At 70.2% G+C, this 16226-nt stretch carries 13 protein-coding genes, 2 tRNA genes and 1 pseudogene; 6 read left to right on the top strand and 10 right to left on the bottom strand.

Translation table 11 applies throughout. The annotated features are described in order from the left end of the window. Positions 1-28 precede the first annotated feature (28 nt). Together ACWDR3_RS23515 and ACWDR3_RS23510 are read right to left on the bottom strand one after the other, a co-directional pair. Positions 29-415 carry a GntR family transcriptional regulator gene (locus ACWDR3_RS23515; protein ID WP_450354493.1) on the bottom strand — a complete coding sequence of 129 codons (387 nt, stop codon included), beginning with the start codon at positions 413-415 and terminating at the stop codon, positions 29-31. Next, a complete protein-coding gene (locus ACWDR3_RS23510) occupies positions 408-1196 on the bottom strand; it encodes a hypothetical protein (protein WP_450354492.1) in 789 nt (262 codons plus the stop codon). The genes ACWDR3_RS23515 and ACWDR3_RS23510 overlap by 8 nt, the downstream gene beginning before the upstream one ends. A gap of 282 nt (positions 1197-1478) precedes the next feature. Between ACWDR3_RS23510 and ACWDR3_RS23505 the strand changes: the two genes are divergently transcribed. From ACWDR3_RS23505 to ACWDR3_RS23495, 3 genes and pseudogenes are all read left to right on the top strand, one after another. Continuing rightward, on the top strand, positions 1479-1724 hold the full coding sequence (locus tag ACWDR3_RS23505) for a hypothetical protein (RefSeq protein WP_450354491.1): 246 nt from the start codon (positions 1479-1481) through the stop codon (positions 1722-1724). Between the two features lie 3 nt (positions 1725-1727). Further along, a complete protein-coding gene (locus ACWDR3_RS23500; RefSeq protein WP_450354490.1) occupies positions 1728-2483 on the top strand; it encodes a hypothetical protein in 756 nt (251 codons plus the stop codon). A 171-nt stretch (positions 2484-2654) separates the two neighbouring features. Next, positions 2655-2975: pseudogene (locus ACWDR3_RS23495) on the top strand (DUF6907 domain-containing protein); the annotation flags it as partial. A gap of 46 nt (positions 2976-3021) precedes the next feature. On the opposite strand, the gene ACWDR3_RS23490 reads toward ACWDR3_RS23495, so the two are convergent. From ACWDR3_RS23490 to ACWDR3_RS23465, 6 genes are all read right to left on the bottom strand, one after another. Continuing rightward, a tRNA-Lys gene (locus tag ACWDR3_RS23490) sits at positions 3022-3094 on the bottom strand. A 213-nt stretch (positions 3095-3307) separates the two neighbouring features. Continuing rightward, positions 3308-4858, bottom strand: a complete 1551-nt coding sequence (locus ACWDR3_RS23485; protein ID WP_450354489.1) for an amino acid permease — start codon at positions 4856-4858, stop codon at positions 3308-3310. 123 nt (positions 4859-4981) lie between these two features. Beyond that, positions 4982-8071: an FG-GAP repeat domain-containing protein gene (locus ACWDR3_RS23480; protein ID WP_450354488.1), complete on the bottom strand. Its 3090-nt coding sequence runs from the start codon at positions 8069-8071 to the stop codon at positions 4982-4984. A gap of 192 nt (positions 8072-8263) precedes the next feature. After that, positions 8264-10378 carry a DEAD/DEAH box helicase gene (locus tag ACWDR3_RS23475; protein WP_450354487.1) on the bottom strand — a complete coding sequence of 705 codons (2115 nt, stop codon included), beginning with the start codon at positions 10376-10378 and terminating at the stop codon, positions 8264-8266. Positions 10379-10613: 235 nt separating this feature from the next. Further along, positions 10614-11138 (bottom strand): hypothetical protein, encoded by a 525-nt coding sequence (locus ACWDR3_RS23470; RefSeq protein WP_450354486.1) that lies wholly within the window; start codon positions 11136-11138, stop codon positions 10614-10616. A 76-nt stretch (positions 11139-11214) separates the two neighbouring features. Further along, positions 11215-11565: a metallopeptidase family protein gene (locus tag ACWDR3_RS23465; RefSeq protein ID WP_185146159.1), complete on the bottom strand. Its 351-nt coding sequence runs from the start codon at positions 11563-11565 to the stop codon at positions 11215-11217. Between the two features lie 85 nt (positions 11566-11650). On the opposite strand from ACWDR3_RS23465, the gene ACWDR3_RS23460 reads away from it, so the two are divergent. Next, complete coding sequence (locus tag ACWDR3_RS23460) at positions 11651-13255, top strand: metallophosphoesterase family protein (RefSeq protein ID WP_450354485.1); 1605 nt, start codon at positions 11651-11653, stop codon at positions 13253-13255. Between the two features lie 81 nt (positions 13256-13336). After that, positions 13337-13409, top strand: a tRNA-Glu gene (locus ACWDR3_RS23455). 90 nt (positions 13410-13499) lie between these two features. Here the strand turns inward: ACWDR3_RS23455 and ACWDR3_RS23450 are convergent. Beyond that, entirely contained in the window at positions 13500-14267 is a 768-nt protein-coding gene (locus ACWDR3_RS23450) for an MBL fold metallo-hydrolase (protein WP_450354484.1), read from the bottom strand. A gap of 103 nt (positions 14268-14370) precedes the next feature. On the opposite strand from ACWDR3_RS23450, the gene ACWDR3_RS23445 reads away from it, so the two are divergent. Continuing rightward, entirely contained in the window at positions 14371-15024 is a 654-nt protein-coding gene (locus tag ACWDR3_RS23445) for a TetR/AcrR family transcriptional regulator (protein ID WP_450354483.1), read from the top strand. 120 nt (positions 15025-15144) lie between these two features. On the opposite strand, the gene ACWDR3_RS23440 is transcribed toward ACWDR3_RS23445, so the two are convergent. After that, positions 15145-16167: a LacI family DNA-binding transcriptional regulator gene (locus tag ACWDR3_RS23440; RefSeq protein ID WP_450354482.1), complete on the bottom strand. Its 1023-nt coding sequence runs from the start codon at positions 16165-16167 to the stop codon at positions 15145-15147. Positions 16168-16226 lie beyond the last annotated feature (59 nt).

Here is a 16226-nt window from a genome sequence, read left to right as displayed (position 1 = left end):
GGGTTCGGGGTGTACTCAGGTGCACCTTTCACCGCGTTTCCGGGTCGAGGGCGTCACGGACGGCGGCGAGGATGGCCTCCGTGTCGGCACCCAGCGCGCGGGCGGAGAAGGTGAAGTCACGGGCAAGGGCGATGAGTTGGGAGGCATGGTCATGAGCGGGGCGGGCCGGCGGCGCCGCGACCCGGGAACCGGCACCCCGGCGCGTGCGGATCAGACCCTCGGCCTCCAGTTCGCGGTAGGCGCGGGCCGCGGTGCCCGGTGCGAGGCCGAGGTCGGTGGCCAGTTGACGCACGGTCGGCAGCCTGTCGCCCTCGACCAGCCGGCCGGTGACGATCAGCGCGCCGAGCTGCGCGCGGATCTGCAGGTACGGCGGTACGGGGCTGGTGGTGTCGACGCGTACGGCAGGCTCATTCACCGGCGTGGTCTCCTTCCGCCACGTCGTCGACGGCGCGCGGAGCCACGACGGTGAGCAGGGACCAGACGACGGTGAAGAGGTTCACCAGGGCCAGCGGATAGAACACCCAGAAGGTGAGTGCGCCCGTCGCGCCGGCGCAGCCCGTCTCCATGAAGGAGATGGTGATCATCAGCACCGCGTACAACTGCTGGCCCGACACGAGCAGGCCCCAGGCCCCGGTCACCGCCCAGGCGCGGTTGCGACGCTGCTGCTCCTCACCCGGTCCGTGAGCGATACGGCGCAGTGCCCACACGCAGGTAGGGGTGGCTATGGCGAGCGCGCCGAACATCGGAAGGCTGTAGTACAGGCCGGGCCAGGGGCCCAGGGTCGCCGGAATCCCGTTGCAGGCGACGGTGAGGACCTTGCCCCTGCTGAGGACACGGCCGGAGTCGACGGAGGCCGTGGCGGCGGTGATCGCCAGCAGCACGACGAGCGTGACCCCCTGGAGGGCGATCAGGGGACCCATGCGTGGCGGCACGTGGTCCCTGACCATGCGCGGAGCGAGACTCGCGGTGCGCACCGCGTCCTGAGGAAGCAGAGTCAGCGCGTCCGCGAGAAGAACGCCAGCCACCGTGCACACCCCGAAAGCGGTGATGCAGAACACGACCCGCTGCTCGAACTCGACCTGCCCGAGCGTGGCCAGCGCCTGCGCGACCATGACGCCGATGGCGAGGCCGGACCAGCGGGCGTACTGATCGGCATGATCGAGGAATCTCTCCTGAAACGGGACGGTGTCGAGCATGCGGAGGCCCCCAGAGCATCTTGTACCAAGTGGCAGGTACAAGATGGCCTCGGGCGGCACCTTGTGTCAAACGCTTGATACAAGAAGGGTCCTCACCATGAGGGCGACCACGGGACGAGCGCCGTGACTGTCGAGACTGGCAAGCAGGTCGAGCAGGCACTTCGATGTCCACTTATCACTCACGAGTAGAGAAGAATAGGAGTACCTTTTGGTACCAGAGAGGGTGTGAGCATGAGGACCACAGAGGAAACCCGCAGTCGAACAACCCGGACGACAGCACCGTTGAAAGTCGATGCGGCCATAGACGAGCTGATCGCGGACGGCGCCCATTTCCTGGGGATGACGAAGAAGGACCTGGTCGCGGAGGCCGTCCGAACCTACTTGGAGATCCGCCGCGAGGAGGTTCGGGCCAACATGCTGGAGAAGATGCGCAAGCTTGACGGATCCGTGGAATCGAGCGTCTCGCTGCTCACCGGACTGTCACCGGAGCGGATCAAGGAACTCGGCGGAGTGGGCGAGGACGACTGATCCGTGCGGCCCGCTCGACCCACTCTCCGCGCGCTCCGCGAGGATCTGAAACTACCGCTTCCGTCTGCCCGGGAGCCGCTCGATGAACTGGATCATCCGATCCTGGCCAAGGCCCGGGAGCACTTCGCCGACGACGAGGCCGGCCATGAGCGGATCCGCTCGATCGATGACGAGGTGCTCTTCAAAGTCAAGGTCCAACGCTGGCGCGGAGCGATCTGGACCGACGAGGACCTGCCCTGGCTCATCGCCGCCGGGCAACGCGAGGACGGGTCGTCAGACGACTTCTACTCAGCGCTGGAGACGACCGCGAGGGCTGCACGAGCCCGCTACAACGCCGACAACCGTCAGCCACTGAGCACCAAAACGTACGTCGGGCATATCCTCCCCGACCAGGACGACCATGAACGCTACCAACTCGAAGTCGGCGCCCGGCTTGTCCGCCATCTCGCTGCGACTGTCCGGGAGCTGGCTCGTGGATCACTGCACGACGGGCATGAACACGCCGCCGACTTTCCCACTTTTCGCCTCGGCATCCTCGTACGCGCCGACGACGGCCATGAGACCTATTGTGCGGTGCGCATCACCGGCTCCGTTCCCGACGATCTCATCGCGGTCATCCTGCGCCATGTCCCCGGCTGCGATCCCACCGTCTGGTACCCCGAGTACGCCCTGCCCAGCCGCCCCCTTCTTCCCGCCGAGCAAGCCTGGTCGACCCTCATGGATCCGAAGGCCGCGGCTGAACTCCTGAACGAGGAATGAGCGGGGGACCCCCACCACGCCGGCCCAGGGCCAATGACTACCGGAACAAGGAACCCGCTCATGCCGGATCATGACGACAAGTCCCGGACAGTGACTGTCCCCACGTGCGACCACGGGCCTGTCACCATCTGGGAACCCGACTGATGTGCGGGAAGCGAGAAAGAGCATCAGCCCGACGGCTACCGCGTCGACATCACGCACGCGAGCCCTGACTACGAATTCACAACCTCAACGAGCCGTGGCACAGCGGTGGTTCTGCGTGCGTGCTTCGAACAGCGCCCCTTCACCGAGCGCCCACCCGGACACGTCCCCTTCGTGAACGTCGAGATGGATGGCGACTGGCACCCACACGGTTCCGACGACTTGCGCCGCCTCTCGGAGAGCCTCATGGCACACGCAGATCGGCTCCGGCAACTTGCCGACCGCCTCGACGGACTGACCGACGCCTTCGATGCCTCACGTGGCGTGGCCCCCGCCAGGACGACTGACTGAGGCCACGAACCCACTGTTCAGAGCTACGGATCAGCTCTGTCCTCGGTAGGCCCTGTGGGACTCGAACCCACAACCAATGGATTAAAAGTCCACTGCTCTGCCAATTGAGCTAAGGGCCCAGGCGATGTTGCCTCCCCGAGCATAGCCGGACCCGGCCGTGTCTCCGATCGGGTATCGGAGACACGGCCGCGTCGGCCCGGAAGATCGGCGACAGATCACCCGAAGCCCGGCAGAAGCCAGCCGGCGATCACCCGAAGCCCGGCGCGGGACGAGCCGAAGCCCGCCCCACCTCCCCCTCCCCAGGAGCCCACCTTCCCTGCCTCCCCCTCCCTCTACGAATCCACCTTCCCCACCGACCCCCCACCCCGAGCAGCCCCCCGAGCCGCCTCCCTCTCCCGAGTCCGTTCATGATCCGGATTCAGGAACCAGTGCCGAGCCGAAGCCACCCACCACACCCACGCGAAGCCCAGCACCGCCAGGACCGCGACCGGCGCGTAGTTGAAGGTCTCCCACGTGACCGGCGAGACCTGCGGCAGCATGAACAGGATCGTGATTACGGCGACCCAGATCACCGACACCACGCCGATCACCCGTGACCAGCGGCCCAGATGCCACGGCCCTCGCTGGAAGCCCTCCCCCTTGCGCAGGCGCAGCAACGTCGGGATGACGTACGCGATGTAGAGGCCGATGACCGCGACGGACGTCACCGCCGCGTAGGCCGTGTAGTTGATCAAGTACGGGAGGCCGAGGACCAGCGCTCCGCCCGCCGCCAGCCACACCGCCGCCACCGGCGTACGCGTGCGCGGGCTCACCGTGTGCCAGACCCGCGAGAAGGGGAGCGCGCCGTCGCGCGAGAAGGCGTAGATCATGCGGCTGTTGGCCGTCACCGATGCCATCCCGCAGAACAACTGCGCCCCGATGACGACCAGGAGCAGCAGCTTGCCCGCCGTCGCGCCCAGTGCGTCCAGGAGGATCTGGGCCGGCGGCGCGCCCGTCGCCGACCCCAACTCCTTGTCGTAGTTCTGGATCGCGTACGTGAAGCCCAGCAGCAGCACGAAGCCCGCTATCCATGACGTCCAGATCGAGCGGACGATCCCCTTCGGGCCCGCCGTCGACGCGTCGTGCGTCTCCTCCGTCATGTGGGCCGACGCGTCGTAGCCGGTGAAGGTGTACTGGGCCATCAACAGGCCGATGAGGACTACGTACACCCCGCTTCCCCAGCCCGTGTTGTTCACGAACTCCGTGAAGACGAAGGTCGTCGACTGGTGGTGGTCCGGTACGAAGGCCAGCGCGCCGACGATCACGCCGACGCCCAGCACGTGCCACCACACGCTGACGCTGTTGAGCAGGGCGACGATCCGGACGCCGAAAGTGTTCAGGAGGCCGTGGAGGATCAGGATTCCGGCGAAGAGCAGAATCGTCCGGCCCGGCGTCACCTTGAAGTCGAACTGCAGGTTCAGGTACGCGCCCAGGAAGGAAGCCGCGCCGAAGTCGATGCCGGCGGTCACCGCGACCTGGCCCAGCACGTTGAACCAGCCCGTGAACCACGCCCAAGCCGCAGCCGAACGGGGCGGCGCCAGGCGGTGGGCCCAGAAGTACAGGCCCGCCGAGGTCGGGTACGCCGAACAGATCTCGGCCATCGACAGGCCGACGAACAGCGTCATCAGGCCGACCGCCACCCAGCCCCAGGTGATCACGGCGGGGCCGCCCGTGTTCATCCCGAACAGGTAGAGCGTCAGGCAGCCCGACAGGACCGAGATGATCGTGAAGGACACCGCGTAGTTGGAGAACGCCGACATGCGGCGGGCGAGAACCTGCGTGTAGCCGAGCTGGGCCAATCGCTCTTCGTCAGACAGCCCACTCGCTATGGCGTCATCTGTCATGCCCCCAGCAATTCCCCTGCCGGGGGCGTGACACACGTCACAACTTGGCTAGAAATCGGCCCTCCAGGAGAACTCCCCCTGCAAGTGCCCTCAAGGTGCCCTCAAGCGCCCTCAAATGGCCCTCTAGAAAAGCCCCTTGTACCGCTGCCAACCCGTCCCGATCTTCACGCGCGTGCCGAACGTGCCCTTGCCCGTCCCGTCGAGCCGGTACAGATTGCCGGCCGTGTCACGGGCGACCAGGTCGGCCCTGCCGTCCCCGGTGATGTCACCGGCACCGACGACCACGTTGTACGAGACACCCCAACTCGCCGACAGCTTCACGCGCGTGCCGAACGTGCCCCTGCCCGTGCCGTAGTACCGGTACAGGTTGTTGGACTTGTCCTGCGCGACCAGGTCACCGATCCCGTCACCGTTCAGGTCACCGACGCCGACGACCTTCTTGTACGTCTTCCAGTTGTCGTACAGCTTCACCCGCGCCGACAACTTCCCCGCGCTCGTGCCCTTGTAGAGGTAGACCGCGCCGGTGGAGGCGTTGCGGGCGATGAGGTCCGGGCGGCCGTCGCCGCTGACGTCGCCGGGGGCCGTGAGCACGTCGTACGCGTTCCAGCCGCTCGTGACCAGCGTGGTGTACGGCGTCGACGTGGTGAGCTCGGTCCCGCAACCCGCCTTGTACAGGCGCGCGGCCCCGCTGGTGTAGCGCACGATCACGTCGTTGCAGCGGTCTCCGCTCAGGTCGCCGACCGGGACCACCTGAGTGGCCGTCCGCCACCCTCCGCCCGTGAGCGGATCCTTGAACGCGCCCTTGCCCGTGCCCTGGTGAGACGTCAGGCGGCCGGAGGAGTCGAGGGTGAGCAGGTCACCGATGCCGTCCGGCTGCCACGCCGGGCTGCCCTGGTAGTCGTGCCGGACCGCGCCGGCATGCCGCAACCGGACGGTGCCCGTGACCTTCAAAGGTGTGCCGACCCCGTCCGCGGGCGTGACCGACAGCGTCCAGTCGTACGACCCGTTGGGCAGGAAGCCGCTCCCGCCGACGCCGTCCCACCCGACCTTGAGCTCGCCGCGCACCAGGCCGCCGTCCGTGCCGTCGACGACCTTGCCGGTCGCCTTGTCACGCACCGTCAGCTGCCAGGACGCGGCCGGCTTCGACAGCAGTGCCGTGGTGAGGTCGGGAACGCGGTCGTCCACCTCGCTCGCGTTCACCTGCTCCTCCTTCACCGCCGGTGCCGACAGCCGCAACGGCTGCTGCGCCACCCCGGACGGCACCAGGTGCACCTGCTCCTTGGTGTCCACGTAGGCCGCGTTCGCCCCGGACTCGTCCACCGTCCAGCGCACGTCCCGCTGGGAGAGGCCGGTGTCGGGCAGGTCGCCGATGACCCGGCTCACGGGGGTGCCGTCCGCGACCGTGGTGAGCGTCAGCCGCCCGGCCGCCCTGTCGTGCGTGACGACGAATCCGTCCCCCAGCTTTGCCTCGTCGGCCGGGACGGGCACGGACCTGCTCGTCGTCCGGTCGTAGACGCCGGACCTGCCGTCACCGCAGTTCCAGTAGAGCCAACGGCCGAGAGCCTGGAGGTCCGTCGGAGCGCAGCTGGAGTCGAGGGCGAGGCTGTCGCCCGTCTTCCGCGTGAGGTCGAGGGCGGTGACGCTCCCGCCCTCCCCGTCGGCCACCCACAGCGTGTCCCCGTCGAGGGCGGCGGCACCGGAAGGACGGGTGACGACCGGGCCCTCGCCCTGCGCGCCGAGCCGGTAGACGTACTGCTCGGTGGCGGTCGTGTACAGCACGTACCGGCCCGAGACGTCGGTGATCCGGCCTCCGGCGGGGACAGAGTGGGTCCAGGAGTTGCCAGGCCCGCCGGACCTGATCGTGTCGTACTGACCGGAGCCCCGCTCCAGCCACACGACCGGTCCGGCCGCCGTGCCGAACAGCTGCGAGCAGCCGAGATCCGTCACCGGACAGGCGGCCAGCGTCCTACCGGGCCCGTCGTACGACGAGCGGCTGCCGAACGTCGGCGTGCCGGTCGCGGCCACGGTCCTTCCATAGATGTCGCGGTACCCGCTGCTGGGATCGGCGACGACCAGCCGCCCCTGATCCAGCGCCAGCCCCTGGATCTTGTACGTCGGTTTCGGCAGCGCCTTGACCATGGTGACCGTGGGGCTGCCGTCGGCGCCGGGGGCGATGCGCTGGATGCCCCACTGCCCGGCGCCGGTGCGTCCGATCATGACGGCGGTGCCGTCGGGGACGGCGGAGGCGCCAGGGCTCGACGAGGTCAGCAGGGTCACCTCGGGGCCCCCGGAGAGGGGCTTGGCGAGGACGGTCGTGCCGGCGCTGGGCCGGTGGATGAGCCAGTCGCCGACGACGGCGAGGTCCTGCGCCGGGTTCACGCCACTGCCGCCCACCGTGACCGCGGTCGGAGCGGCGGACAGGTCGGAGCGCGGGTAGACCAGGACGGTCGGGTCGTTGACGTTGAAGACCACCACGTGGTCGGTGGTGAACTGCGCCTTGAGATAGACCTTGGAGCGCGGCGGCGTCAGGCTCAGCACCTGGCCCGTCGCCCGGTCGACCAGCACCGACAGATACTGCCCGTTCCGCGCGGCCTGGAAGAGCAGTCCGTCCCCGTCGCCGCCCAGCACGGCTCCGAGGTTCACCCCGGCGGGCAGCCCGGTGACCGGTACGTCACGGGTGGTGCCGTCGGCCTCCGGGAGCAGCAGGTGCATCTCCCGCCAGGCCGTCCCGTTCTCGTCCTGCACACTGCGCCAGCCGACCACGAGGTCGCCGTACGCGGAGAGCCGGGACAGGCCTGCGGGCACATGGACCGTACGGGTGGTTCCGTCGACGGCGTTCCACAGGTCGGTGCGGCCGTCGGCGTAGAGGAACGCGAGGGTGTCGCTGCCGGTTCCGTACCAGCCGGTGCTTCCCGCGGGACGCGCCACGGGCACGGACGTCCCGTCCGAGTACCGCGTCCAGACCGTCCCGGCGCCTTCGAGGGAGTGGAAGACGCCCTGAGCTCCGGCACCGTCATGTCCGCTGTACGAGGACGGGTTCTGCAGGCTCGCCGCGGTGTAGGTGTCCCGCTGCGTCGCCGGCACCACCGTCTCCTGCGGTGCGTCCTGCGCCCCCTCGGCGACGGCTGTCGTCGGCAGGAGCGGAGCCAGACCGGCCGCCAGGACGGCGGAGGCGGCCAGCAGACGCAGGCGTATGTGGGCACGACGAGCCAAGGAAGACCCTCCCCGAGACATGAGGCGGGACGTACACCGATGCTCGATGTCCCAGGCCCCCCGGCCGGCGCATCCGCCTCTCAAGTGCGCTGATCTTACAGTGACTTCACAGAAAGGGCCCGCACGACCGAAGTCGTACGGGCCCTTCTCGAGTCAACCGGCCTCAATTCAACCGGCGTCGACCATCAGCTGTCAGCCGTTGCGCTTCCAGCGCGGCTTGTCGTCGCGGCGGCCGAAGGAACCGGTGCCGGTGCCCGTGCCGCTGGTGCCGCGGTGGCTCGGGCGGTCGTGACCGCCGGCGCGGAAGCCGGGGCGGTCGCCCTGGCGGTCGCGGTTGAACGGACGGTCGCTGCCCCGGTGACCGGTCGCGGGACGGTCGTCACGGCGGAAGCCGCCACGGTCGTTGTCCCGACGGTCGTTGTCGCGGCGGAAGCCACCACCCGTGGGGCGCTCGTCGCGGCGCTCGAAGGAACGGCCACCGCGGTCGCCGTCACGACGGTCGCTGTTGAAGCCGCCGGAGGGACGGTCGTCGCGACGGAAGCCGCCACGGTCGTTGCCACCGCGGTCGTCACGGCGGAAGCCACCGGACGGGCGGTCGTCACGACGGTCGAACGAACGGCCACCGTCACGACGGTCGTTGTCCCGGCGGAAGCCACCGGACGGACGGTCGTCACGACGCTCGAAGGAACGGCCACGGTCGTTGCCACCGCGGTCGTCGCGACGGAAGCCACCCGACGGGCGGTCGTCACGACGGTCACGGCGCTCGTAGTTGCCACGCTCGTCACGCTGCTGACGCGGACGCTCGTACGAGGACGCCTCGCGGACCGGCGCCTCGGCGGCGGCCTGCTCGGCAGCGGCCTCGACGACGGCGGCGGCCTCGGCCACCGCTGCCTCCGGGTCGTCGCCCCGCTCACGGGCGGCGCGGGCGACCAGGCGGTCGGCCTCCTCGCGCAGCTCGGACGCGCGGCGGGTGGCCCGCTCCAGCTCCTTGGTGAGCTGGGTGACCTCACGCTCGGCCTGCTGCGCCGCGTTCCCGGCCGACTCGGCCTGGACCTCGGTCATCGAACGGGCGCCGGTGATCTCGGCGACCTCGGGCTCGAACGCCGTACCGGAGTTGATGATGTGACGCCCGGCGTCGACGCCCGCGTCCTCCATCAGCCGGAAGATCTGGCGCCGCTGGTGCGGCAGGGAGAGGGAGACGACGGTGCCGGTGCGGCCCGCGCGAGCGGTACGGCCCGCACGGTGCAGGTAGTCCTTGTGGTCGCCGGCCGGGTCCACGTTCAGGACCAGGTCGATGCCGTCGACGTGGATACCGCGGGCGGCCACGTCGGTCGCGACGAGCGCGTTGACGTAGCCCTCCTTGAAGTCCGCCAGCGTCCGCGTACGGGCGCCCTGCGTCATGCCGCCGTGCAGCGCGTCGGCCTTCACGCCGGACTCGCGCAGTTGCTCGGCGATGCGGTCGGCGCCCAGCTGGGTGCGGACGAAGATGATCGTGCGGCCCTTGCGGGAGGCGATCGCGGCGGTGACCGGCGCCTTGTCCTTGGGCTTCACGATGAGGATGTGGTGGGACATCGTCGTGACGTTGCCCTGCGCGCTGTCGACCTCGTGCGTGACCTCGTCGGTCAGGTAGCGCTTGACCAGCGTGGAGATCTCGTTCTCCATCGTGGCCGAGAACAGCATGCGCTGGCCGCCGGCCGGGACCTGGTCGAGCAGCTCGGTGACCTCGGGCAGGAAGCCCAGGTCGGACATCTGGTCGGCCTCGTCGATGACGGCGATCTGGACGTTCTCCAGGGAGCAGGCGCCGCGGTTGATGATGTCGCGCAGCCGGCCCGGGGTAGCGACGAGGACGTCGACGCCGCGCTCCAGGGCGTAGATCTGGTTGCCCATCGACGTACCGCCGCAGACGACCTTCATCTTGAGGCCGAGGACGTCGCCGTAGGGCTGGAGGGCGTCCGCGACCTGCATCGCGAGCTCGCGGGTCGGGGTGAGGATGACCGCGCGCGGCTTGTGCTTCTCGGTGCGGCCGCCGGCCAGCTGGGCCAGGGTCGGCAGACCGAAGGAGAGGGTCTTGCCGGAGCCGGTGCGGCCACGGCCGAGGATGTCCTTGCCGGCCAGGGCGTCCGGGATGGTCGCCGCCTGGATCGGGAAGGGGACCGTCACGCCGTTCTGCGCGAGCTTGCGCACGACGCCCTCGGGGAGGCCGAGGGACGCGAAGGTCACCTCGGGCGCCTCCACGGCGGTGTCTACGGTCGTCTCGTCGCCCTCGTTCTCGGGCATGACGACGTGATCAGTACTGGAAATGGACATGCGAATGCGAAACCTTCCGGAGTATCCGTCGGCACGCGCCCGTCAACTCCGTGATTCGCTATCGACCGCCTCAATGCGGTCCGCCACGGCAAGGGAGAGTACGCGCCACACGGCGCGCTCTGCAGTGGCGCCGGGCAATGGGATCAAACGATCTACCACCATACGCACCCTGCACCCCCGACGGCAAACGAAGTCAGCCTGACTTGACGTAGCTCACACCCGAGGGGGCCAGGCCTTACGCCGGAGTGCCCGCCGTGGGCGCCGGCTCGCGGTCCGCCAGCTGCGGTCCCGCCTCGGGGTGCGCCGACGACGAGGGCTCGGCGGACGGCGGGGGCGGCTCCGGGGAGGCGGGCGGCTCGGGCGAGGCGGGCGGGGGCGGCGGCTGCTCGGACTGGGTCGGCGTGGGCTGCGCCTTGGTCGGCGCCGGGTCCCCCGGCTTCTCGGTGCGGCCCGGCTTGCCCTTGCCGGGAGCGGACGCGCTCGCGTCGGCCGACGGCGACGCGGACGGACTCGCCGACTCCCCCGGCTTCCCGTGGCCCTTCCCGCCCCCGTGCTTGGCGTCCCCCGCAGCCCCGAACCCGGCACCGCCCCCGGCCGGACCGGTGCCCCCGTCCGGGGCCTCACCACCGTGCCGGCCGGCGGAGTGCGACGGCTTCGCGCTCCCGCCCTCACCGTCGTCCCCCACGCTCATACAGCCGGCCACGGCGGCGACGGCGACGACCGTGACCGCGAGACGAACGGGTACGTACAAGGCGCGCACGGGCAGCCACCTCCGAGCGGGGAAAGGGAGTCAACCTCCCCAACTCCCGCCGCCCGCAAGAGGACACGCACCGCGCTCACCCGTACCCCAGAGCGTGCAGTCGGGCGTCGTCGATGCCGAAGTGGTGGGCGATCTCGTGCACGACCGTCACCTCGGTCTCCGCCACGACCTCCTCCCGCGTCTCGCACATCCTGAGCGTCGGCCCGCGGTAGATCGTGATCCGGTCCGGCAGGACACCGGCGTACCACTCCCCGCGATCCGTCAGCGGCGTCCCCTCGTAGAGCCCGAGCAGCTCGGGGTCGTTCGCCGGCGGCTCGTCCTCGACGAACACCGCCACGTTGTCCATCAGCCGTGTCAGCTCCGGCGGGATCCGGTCCAGCGACTCGGCGACCAGTTCCTCGAACTCCTCGCGCGTCATCTCCAGCACCCACCCATTGTCGGCCACCGGACGCCCGTACGAGAGACATGGACCCACCCGCATATCCGACGGCGGACTTGGGCATACGGGACCAATGGTCCGCGTCCCCGCCGCCGTACTGTCCGCTCCGCACTGGCTACGAAGGGTTCCGCGCACCCTCGGCCGCCGCCGGCGCGCACTCCGCCAACCGCCCACCACCGCTCTCGTCCCCCAGACCAACCCGTGGCTCCGCGCCCTCGGCCTGGTCGTCGTCGTGGTGCTCGGCGCGTGGCTGGGACTGCTCGTCGTGGGCAATGTCCGTGTCCCCGTGGGCCCCATGAACACCACGATGACCCTGCGCCCCTCCCTCACCGGCGGCACGAAGATCAACATCTCCCCGCTCGGCGCCCTCCAGCTCGACAGCCACCACGCGCCCGTCCGCCTCGACGTCAACGTCGACCAGCTCGACCCGGTCCGCGCGCAGGCCCTCGTCGACCACCCCGAGCGCCTCTCCGGGCTCCAGGACGAGGTCGCCAAGGACGTCGAACACGGCACCCTCGACCTCGCCGTGCGCTCCACCGTCGCCGTCGTCTCCGGCGCCACCGCGCTCGGCCTCGCCGTCTACCGACGCCCCCGCCGCGCCCTCGCCGCCGGCTCCACCGCCCTCGCCCTCCTGCTGGCCAGCGGCGTCTCGGCGTTCGCGACCTGGAACTCCGAATCCATCCTGGAGCCGAAGTACTCCGGCCTGCTCTCCTCGGCCCCCTCGCTCGTCGGCAACGCGCGCAACATCGTCACCGAATTCGACGTCTACCAGAAGGAGTTGGCCCGCCTGGTGACGAACGTGACCAAGCTCTACGACGTCACGTCCACGCTCCCGGCCTACCAGCCCGACCCGACCTCGATCCGCGTCCTGCACGTGTCCGACATCCACCTGAACCCGGCGAGCTGGAAGATCATCGCCTCGCTGGTGGACCAGTACAAGGTCAACGTGATCGTCGACTCCGGCGACACCATGGACCACGGCACGGCCGCCGAGAACGGCTTCCTCGACCCCATCGCCGACCTCGGCGCGCCCTACGTCTGGGTCCGCGGCAACCACGACTCCCAGGCCACCCAGCGCTACCTGGAGCGCATGAAGAACGTGCACGTCCTCGACGACGGCCGCGCCGAGACCGTCGCAGGGCTGCGCTTCGCCGGCATCGGCGACCCGCAGTTCACCCCCGACCGCTCGAACGCGGAGGGCGCCGACGCCTCGGAGGAGCTCGCGGGCGCCCGCCTCGCCGCGGCCCTGCACGACCAGAAGGCGGCCGGCACCCCGGTCGACATCGCCGTCGCCCACGAACCGTCCGCGGCCCGCGAGACGGACGGCGAGGTACCGCTCGTGCTGTGCGGGCATCTGCATCACGAGGGCGACGAGATCCTCAAGTACGGGACCCGGCTGCGGATGGAGGGCTCGACGGGCGGGAGCGGCCTGCGCGCCCTCGAACACAAGTACCCCGCCCCCATCGAGGCCTCGATCCTCTACTTCGACCGGGACACCCGCCGCCTCCAGGCCTGGGACGCGATCAAACTCGGCGGCCTGGGCGAGACGACCGCCGAGGTCTCCCGCCACCTCCCGGACGACAACAAGCCGGGCGCGGTCCCGTCGTCCCCGGAGCCGTCCGATTCCACCCCGCCGTCCTCGTCCTCCCCCGGGTCCTCGTCGCCCTCCGCCCCGTAAACAGTTTTGGCGATCCCTCCCGCGATCCCATATGCTCGGCACGTCCCCTGACGCGTCGCGAGACGCCCAGGTGAGCCGAGAGCCCTCATCGTCTAGCGGCCTAGGACGCCGCCCTTTCAAGGCGGTAGCACGGGTTCGAATCCCGTTGGGGGTACTGGCTTTCAGCTGTACGGCAAAGGCGATCGGCCCGAGGTTTCCTCGGGCCGATCGCCTTTGCCGTTCTGTCCGTCGTGCTGTCCAGAGGTCAGTGGACGCCGAACTGCCGCGCCTGGCGGGTGGCCGCGCGGATGCCGTCCGTGAAGGGCTCGCCGTGGCCGGGCAGGAGCAGGTCCGCCGGGAGTTCGTCGAGGCGGTCCAGGGCGGCGAGCGCGGCTCGGCTGTCGTGGGTGAAGCAGCGGCTCACGATCGTGGGGCCGGTACGGCCGACCAGCCCGTCCGCGGTGACCAGCGCGTCGCCGGTGAAGACCAGTCCGCGGTCGGCGAAGAAGTACGCGGTGCTGCCGAGCGTGTGGCCGGGCAGGACGACGGCCTGCGGGGCACCGGGGACGTCCTGCAGCACCTGGTCGGCGTCGAAGACCCGCGCACCCTGGACGGCCGGTGCGGTGAAGGCGCCCGCTCGGGCCATCTGCAGGGGGACCGCGAGCGCGACGGGCCTGCGCAGCAGGTACGGGAGCATCGAACGCTCGGGCTTGGCATGCCGCATCGCGCTGCGCGGGCCGTCGCGCAGGATGACGGCGTCCTGGTCGTGGATCCAGACGTCGGCGCCGGCCTCCTGGAGGGGGTGGGCGAGGCCGGTGTGGTCGAGGTGGCCGTGGGTCAGGAGGACGGCACGGATGTCGGCCAGGGAACGGCAGAGGTCGGTCAACAGCCCGCGCAGCTGCTCCAGGTGGGCGGGCAGGCCCGCGTCGATCAGGACCGGACCGTCGGGGTGTTCGACCAGGTAGAAGTTGACGGCGTGATCGCCCAGGCGGTGGACGCCGGGTGCCACGAGCGTGGGCGCGGGACGGGACATGCGTGCCTCCGGCAACCGAGGTTCGTTCGATAGGTTCGACGTGATTCGATACGCCTTGATGTATTCAATACAGTTGACTGTAACAGATTGAGGGGGTCCACCGATGGCAGGCGAGACGCAGCGCCGGACCTACAACTCCGAGCGCCGCCAGGAGGCCGCGCGCCGCAACCGGGCCGCGATCCTTGAGGCCTGCGGCGAGCTGCTCTTCCGGGACGGCTACCACGCCATGACCGTGCGGGCCGTGGCCGAGCGGGCGGGCGTCTCGGCGGAGACGGTGTACAAGACGTTCGGCGGCAAACCGGGCCTGGTCAAAGCCCTCTGGGACATCACGCTGGCCGGCGACGACGACCCGGTGCCCATGGGAGACCGCCCCCTGATGCGGGAGATCCTGCGGACCGCCGAGCCGGTCGCCAAGCTCCGGCTCTACGCCGCGTTCGTGCGCGGCATCCACGAACGGGTCGCCGAGCTGTTCGCCCTGCTCACGCAGGCCGGACCGGACGTCGGTGAGGTCCTGGAGACGGCCGAGCGGGAACGGCTCATCGGCGTCACCGCGTTCGTCACCCACCTCGACGAGACCGGCGCGCTGGGTCCGGACGCGGATCCGGCCCACCTGGCGGACGCGCTCTGGGCCCTGGCGGGCCCGCAGCTCTACAACCAGCTGACCGCGGGGCGGAGTTGGTCGACCGACACGTACGAGGAGTGGCTGGCGGCCACGCTCACGGCGACGCTCCTGCCGACCGGGCGGAGACTGCCGTAAGCCGAGCCCCGACCGCCGGGCGGCCGGCGCCGTGGGCATGGGGCCGCTCGGCAGACCGTTTCGAATAACGTTATCGCGTACGATCCCGGCGCCCCGGCCAATGCCCCCGCGCCCCGCCCGTCAGGCGCGCACCTCCCCCGACCCGCGGACCACCAGGGAGACCGGGACGATCACCGACTGCACCGGGCGGCCGGGGTCGGCGATGCGCGCGCGGAGGAGTTCCACGGCGGTCCGGCCGATCTCGGCGGTCCGCTGGGCGACGACGGTGAGGGCGGGTTGCAGGAGGTCGGCCAGGGGGACCTCGTCGAAGCCGACGAGGGCCAGCCGGGAGGCCTCCTTGGGGCCGAGGTGCCGTAGGACCGCGAGGGTGGTGTCCATGTTGCCGGTGACCAGGGCGGTCGCCGGGTCCGGGCCGTGCAGTGCCGTGTCGAGGGCGGCGGCCACGCGTTCGGGAGTGATCTCGCCGGGGTGGACCAGGCCCTCGACCGCCTCGCCGTGGGCACCCAGGGCCGCGCGGAAGGCGGCCGCGCGCTCCCGGCCGGAGAAGACGCGTTCGCTGTCGCCGATGTAGGCGATCCGGCGGTGGCCGTGCTGGTGGAGGTGGTGGAAGGCCATGCCGATACCGGAGGCGTTGTCGGACATCACGCAGTCCACGGAGACCCCGCTCATCGGGCGGTCCATGGCCACCAGGGGCACACCCGCGTCCAACTCCGGCTGCAGGTATGCGTGGTTCTCGGCGAACGGCTCGACGATGATGCCGTCGAGGCGCTGCCGGCACATGGAGATCAGGAGGTCGTGCTCCCTGGTCTCGTCGAAGTCCGTGGAGGCGGCGAAGAGGGTCAGACCGGCGTCTCGGGCCGTCCGCTCGATGGCGGCCAGTTCGGGGTTGACCTCGGCGATCCTGCGGACGGCTGCGCCGATCGTGCCGGTGACGCCGGTGCGCAGCTGGCGGGCGCGGTCGTCCGGGCGGTAGTTCAGCGCGGCGATCGCGGCCTCGACCTTGGTGACGTACTCCGGCCCCACCGTGGGGTCGTTGTTGACCACCCGCGAGACGGTGCGCAGGGCCACCCCGGCCGCGCGGGCGACGTCGACCATCGTCGGGCGCCTGGGCCGTCCCCCGCTCTCACGCCGTGCTTGCGTCATCCGGCAGCTCCTCCTCGGATCCGTGGATCCCGAATCCCTCGAAACATCGGACCGATATC

It is taken from the genome of Streptomyces sp. NPDC001002 (genome assembly GCF_053599215.1).
Note: the sequence above shows the minus strand (reverse complement) of the source record. Positions and strands in the feature narration are given on the sequence as shown.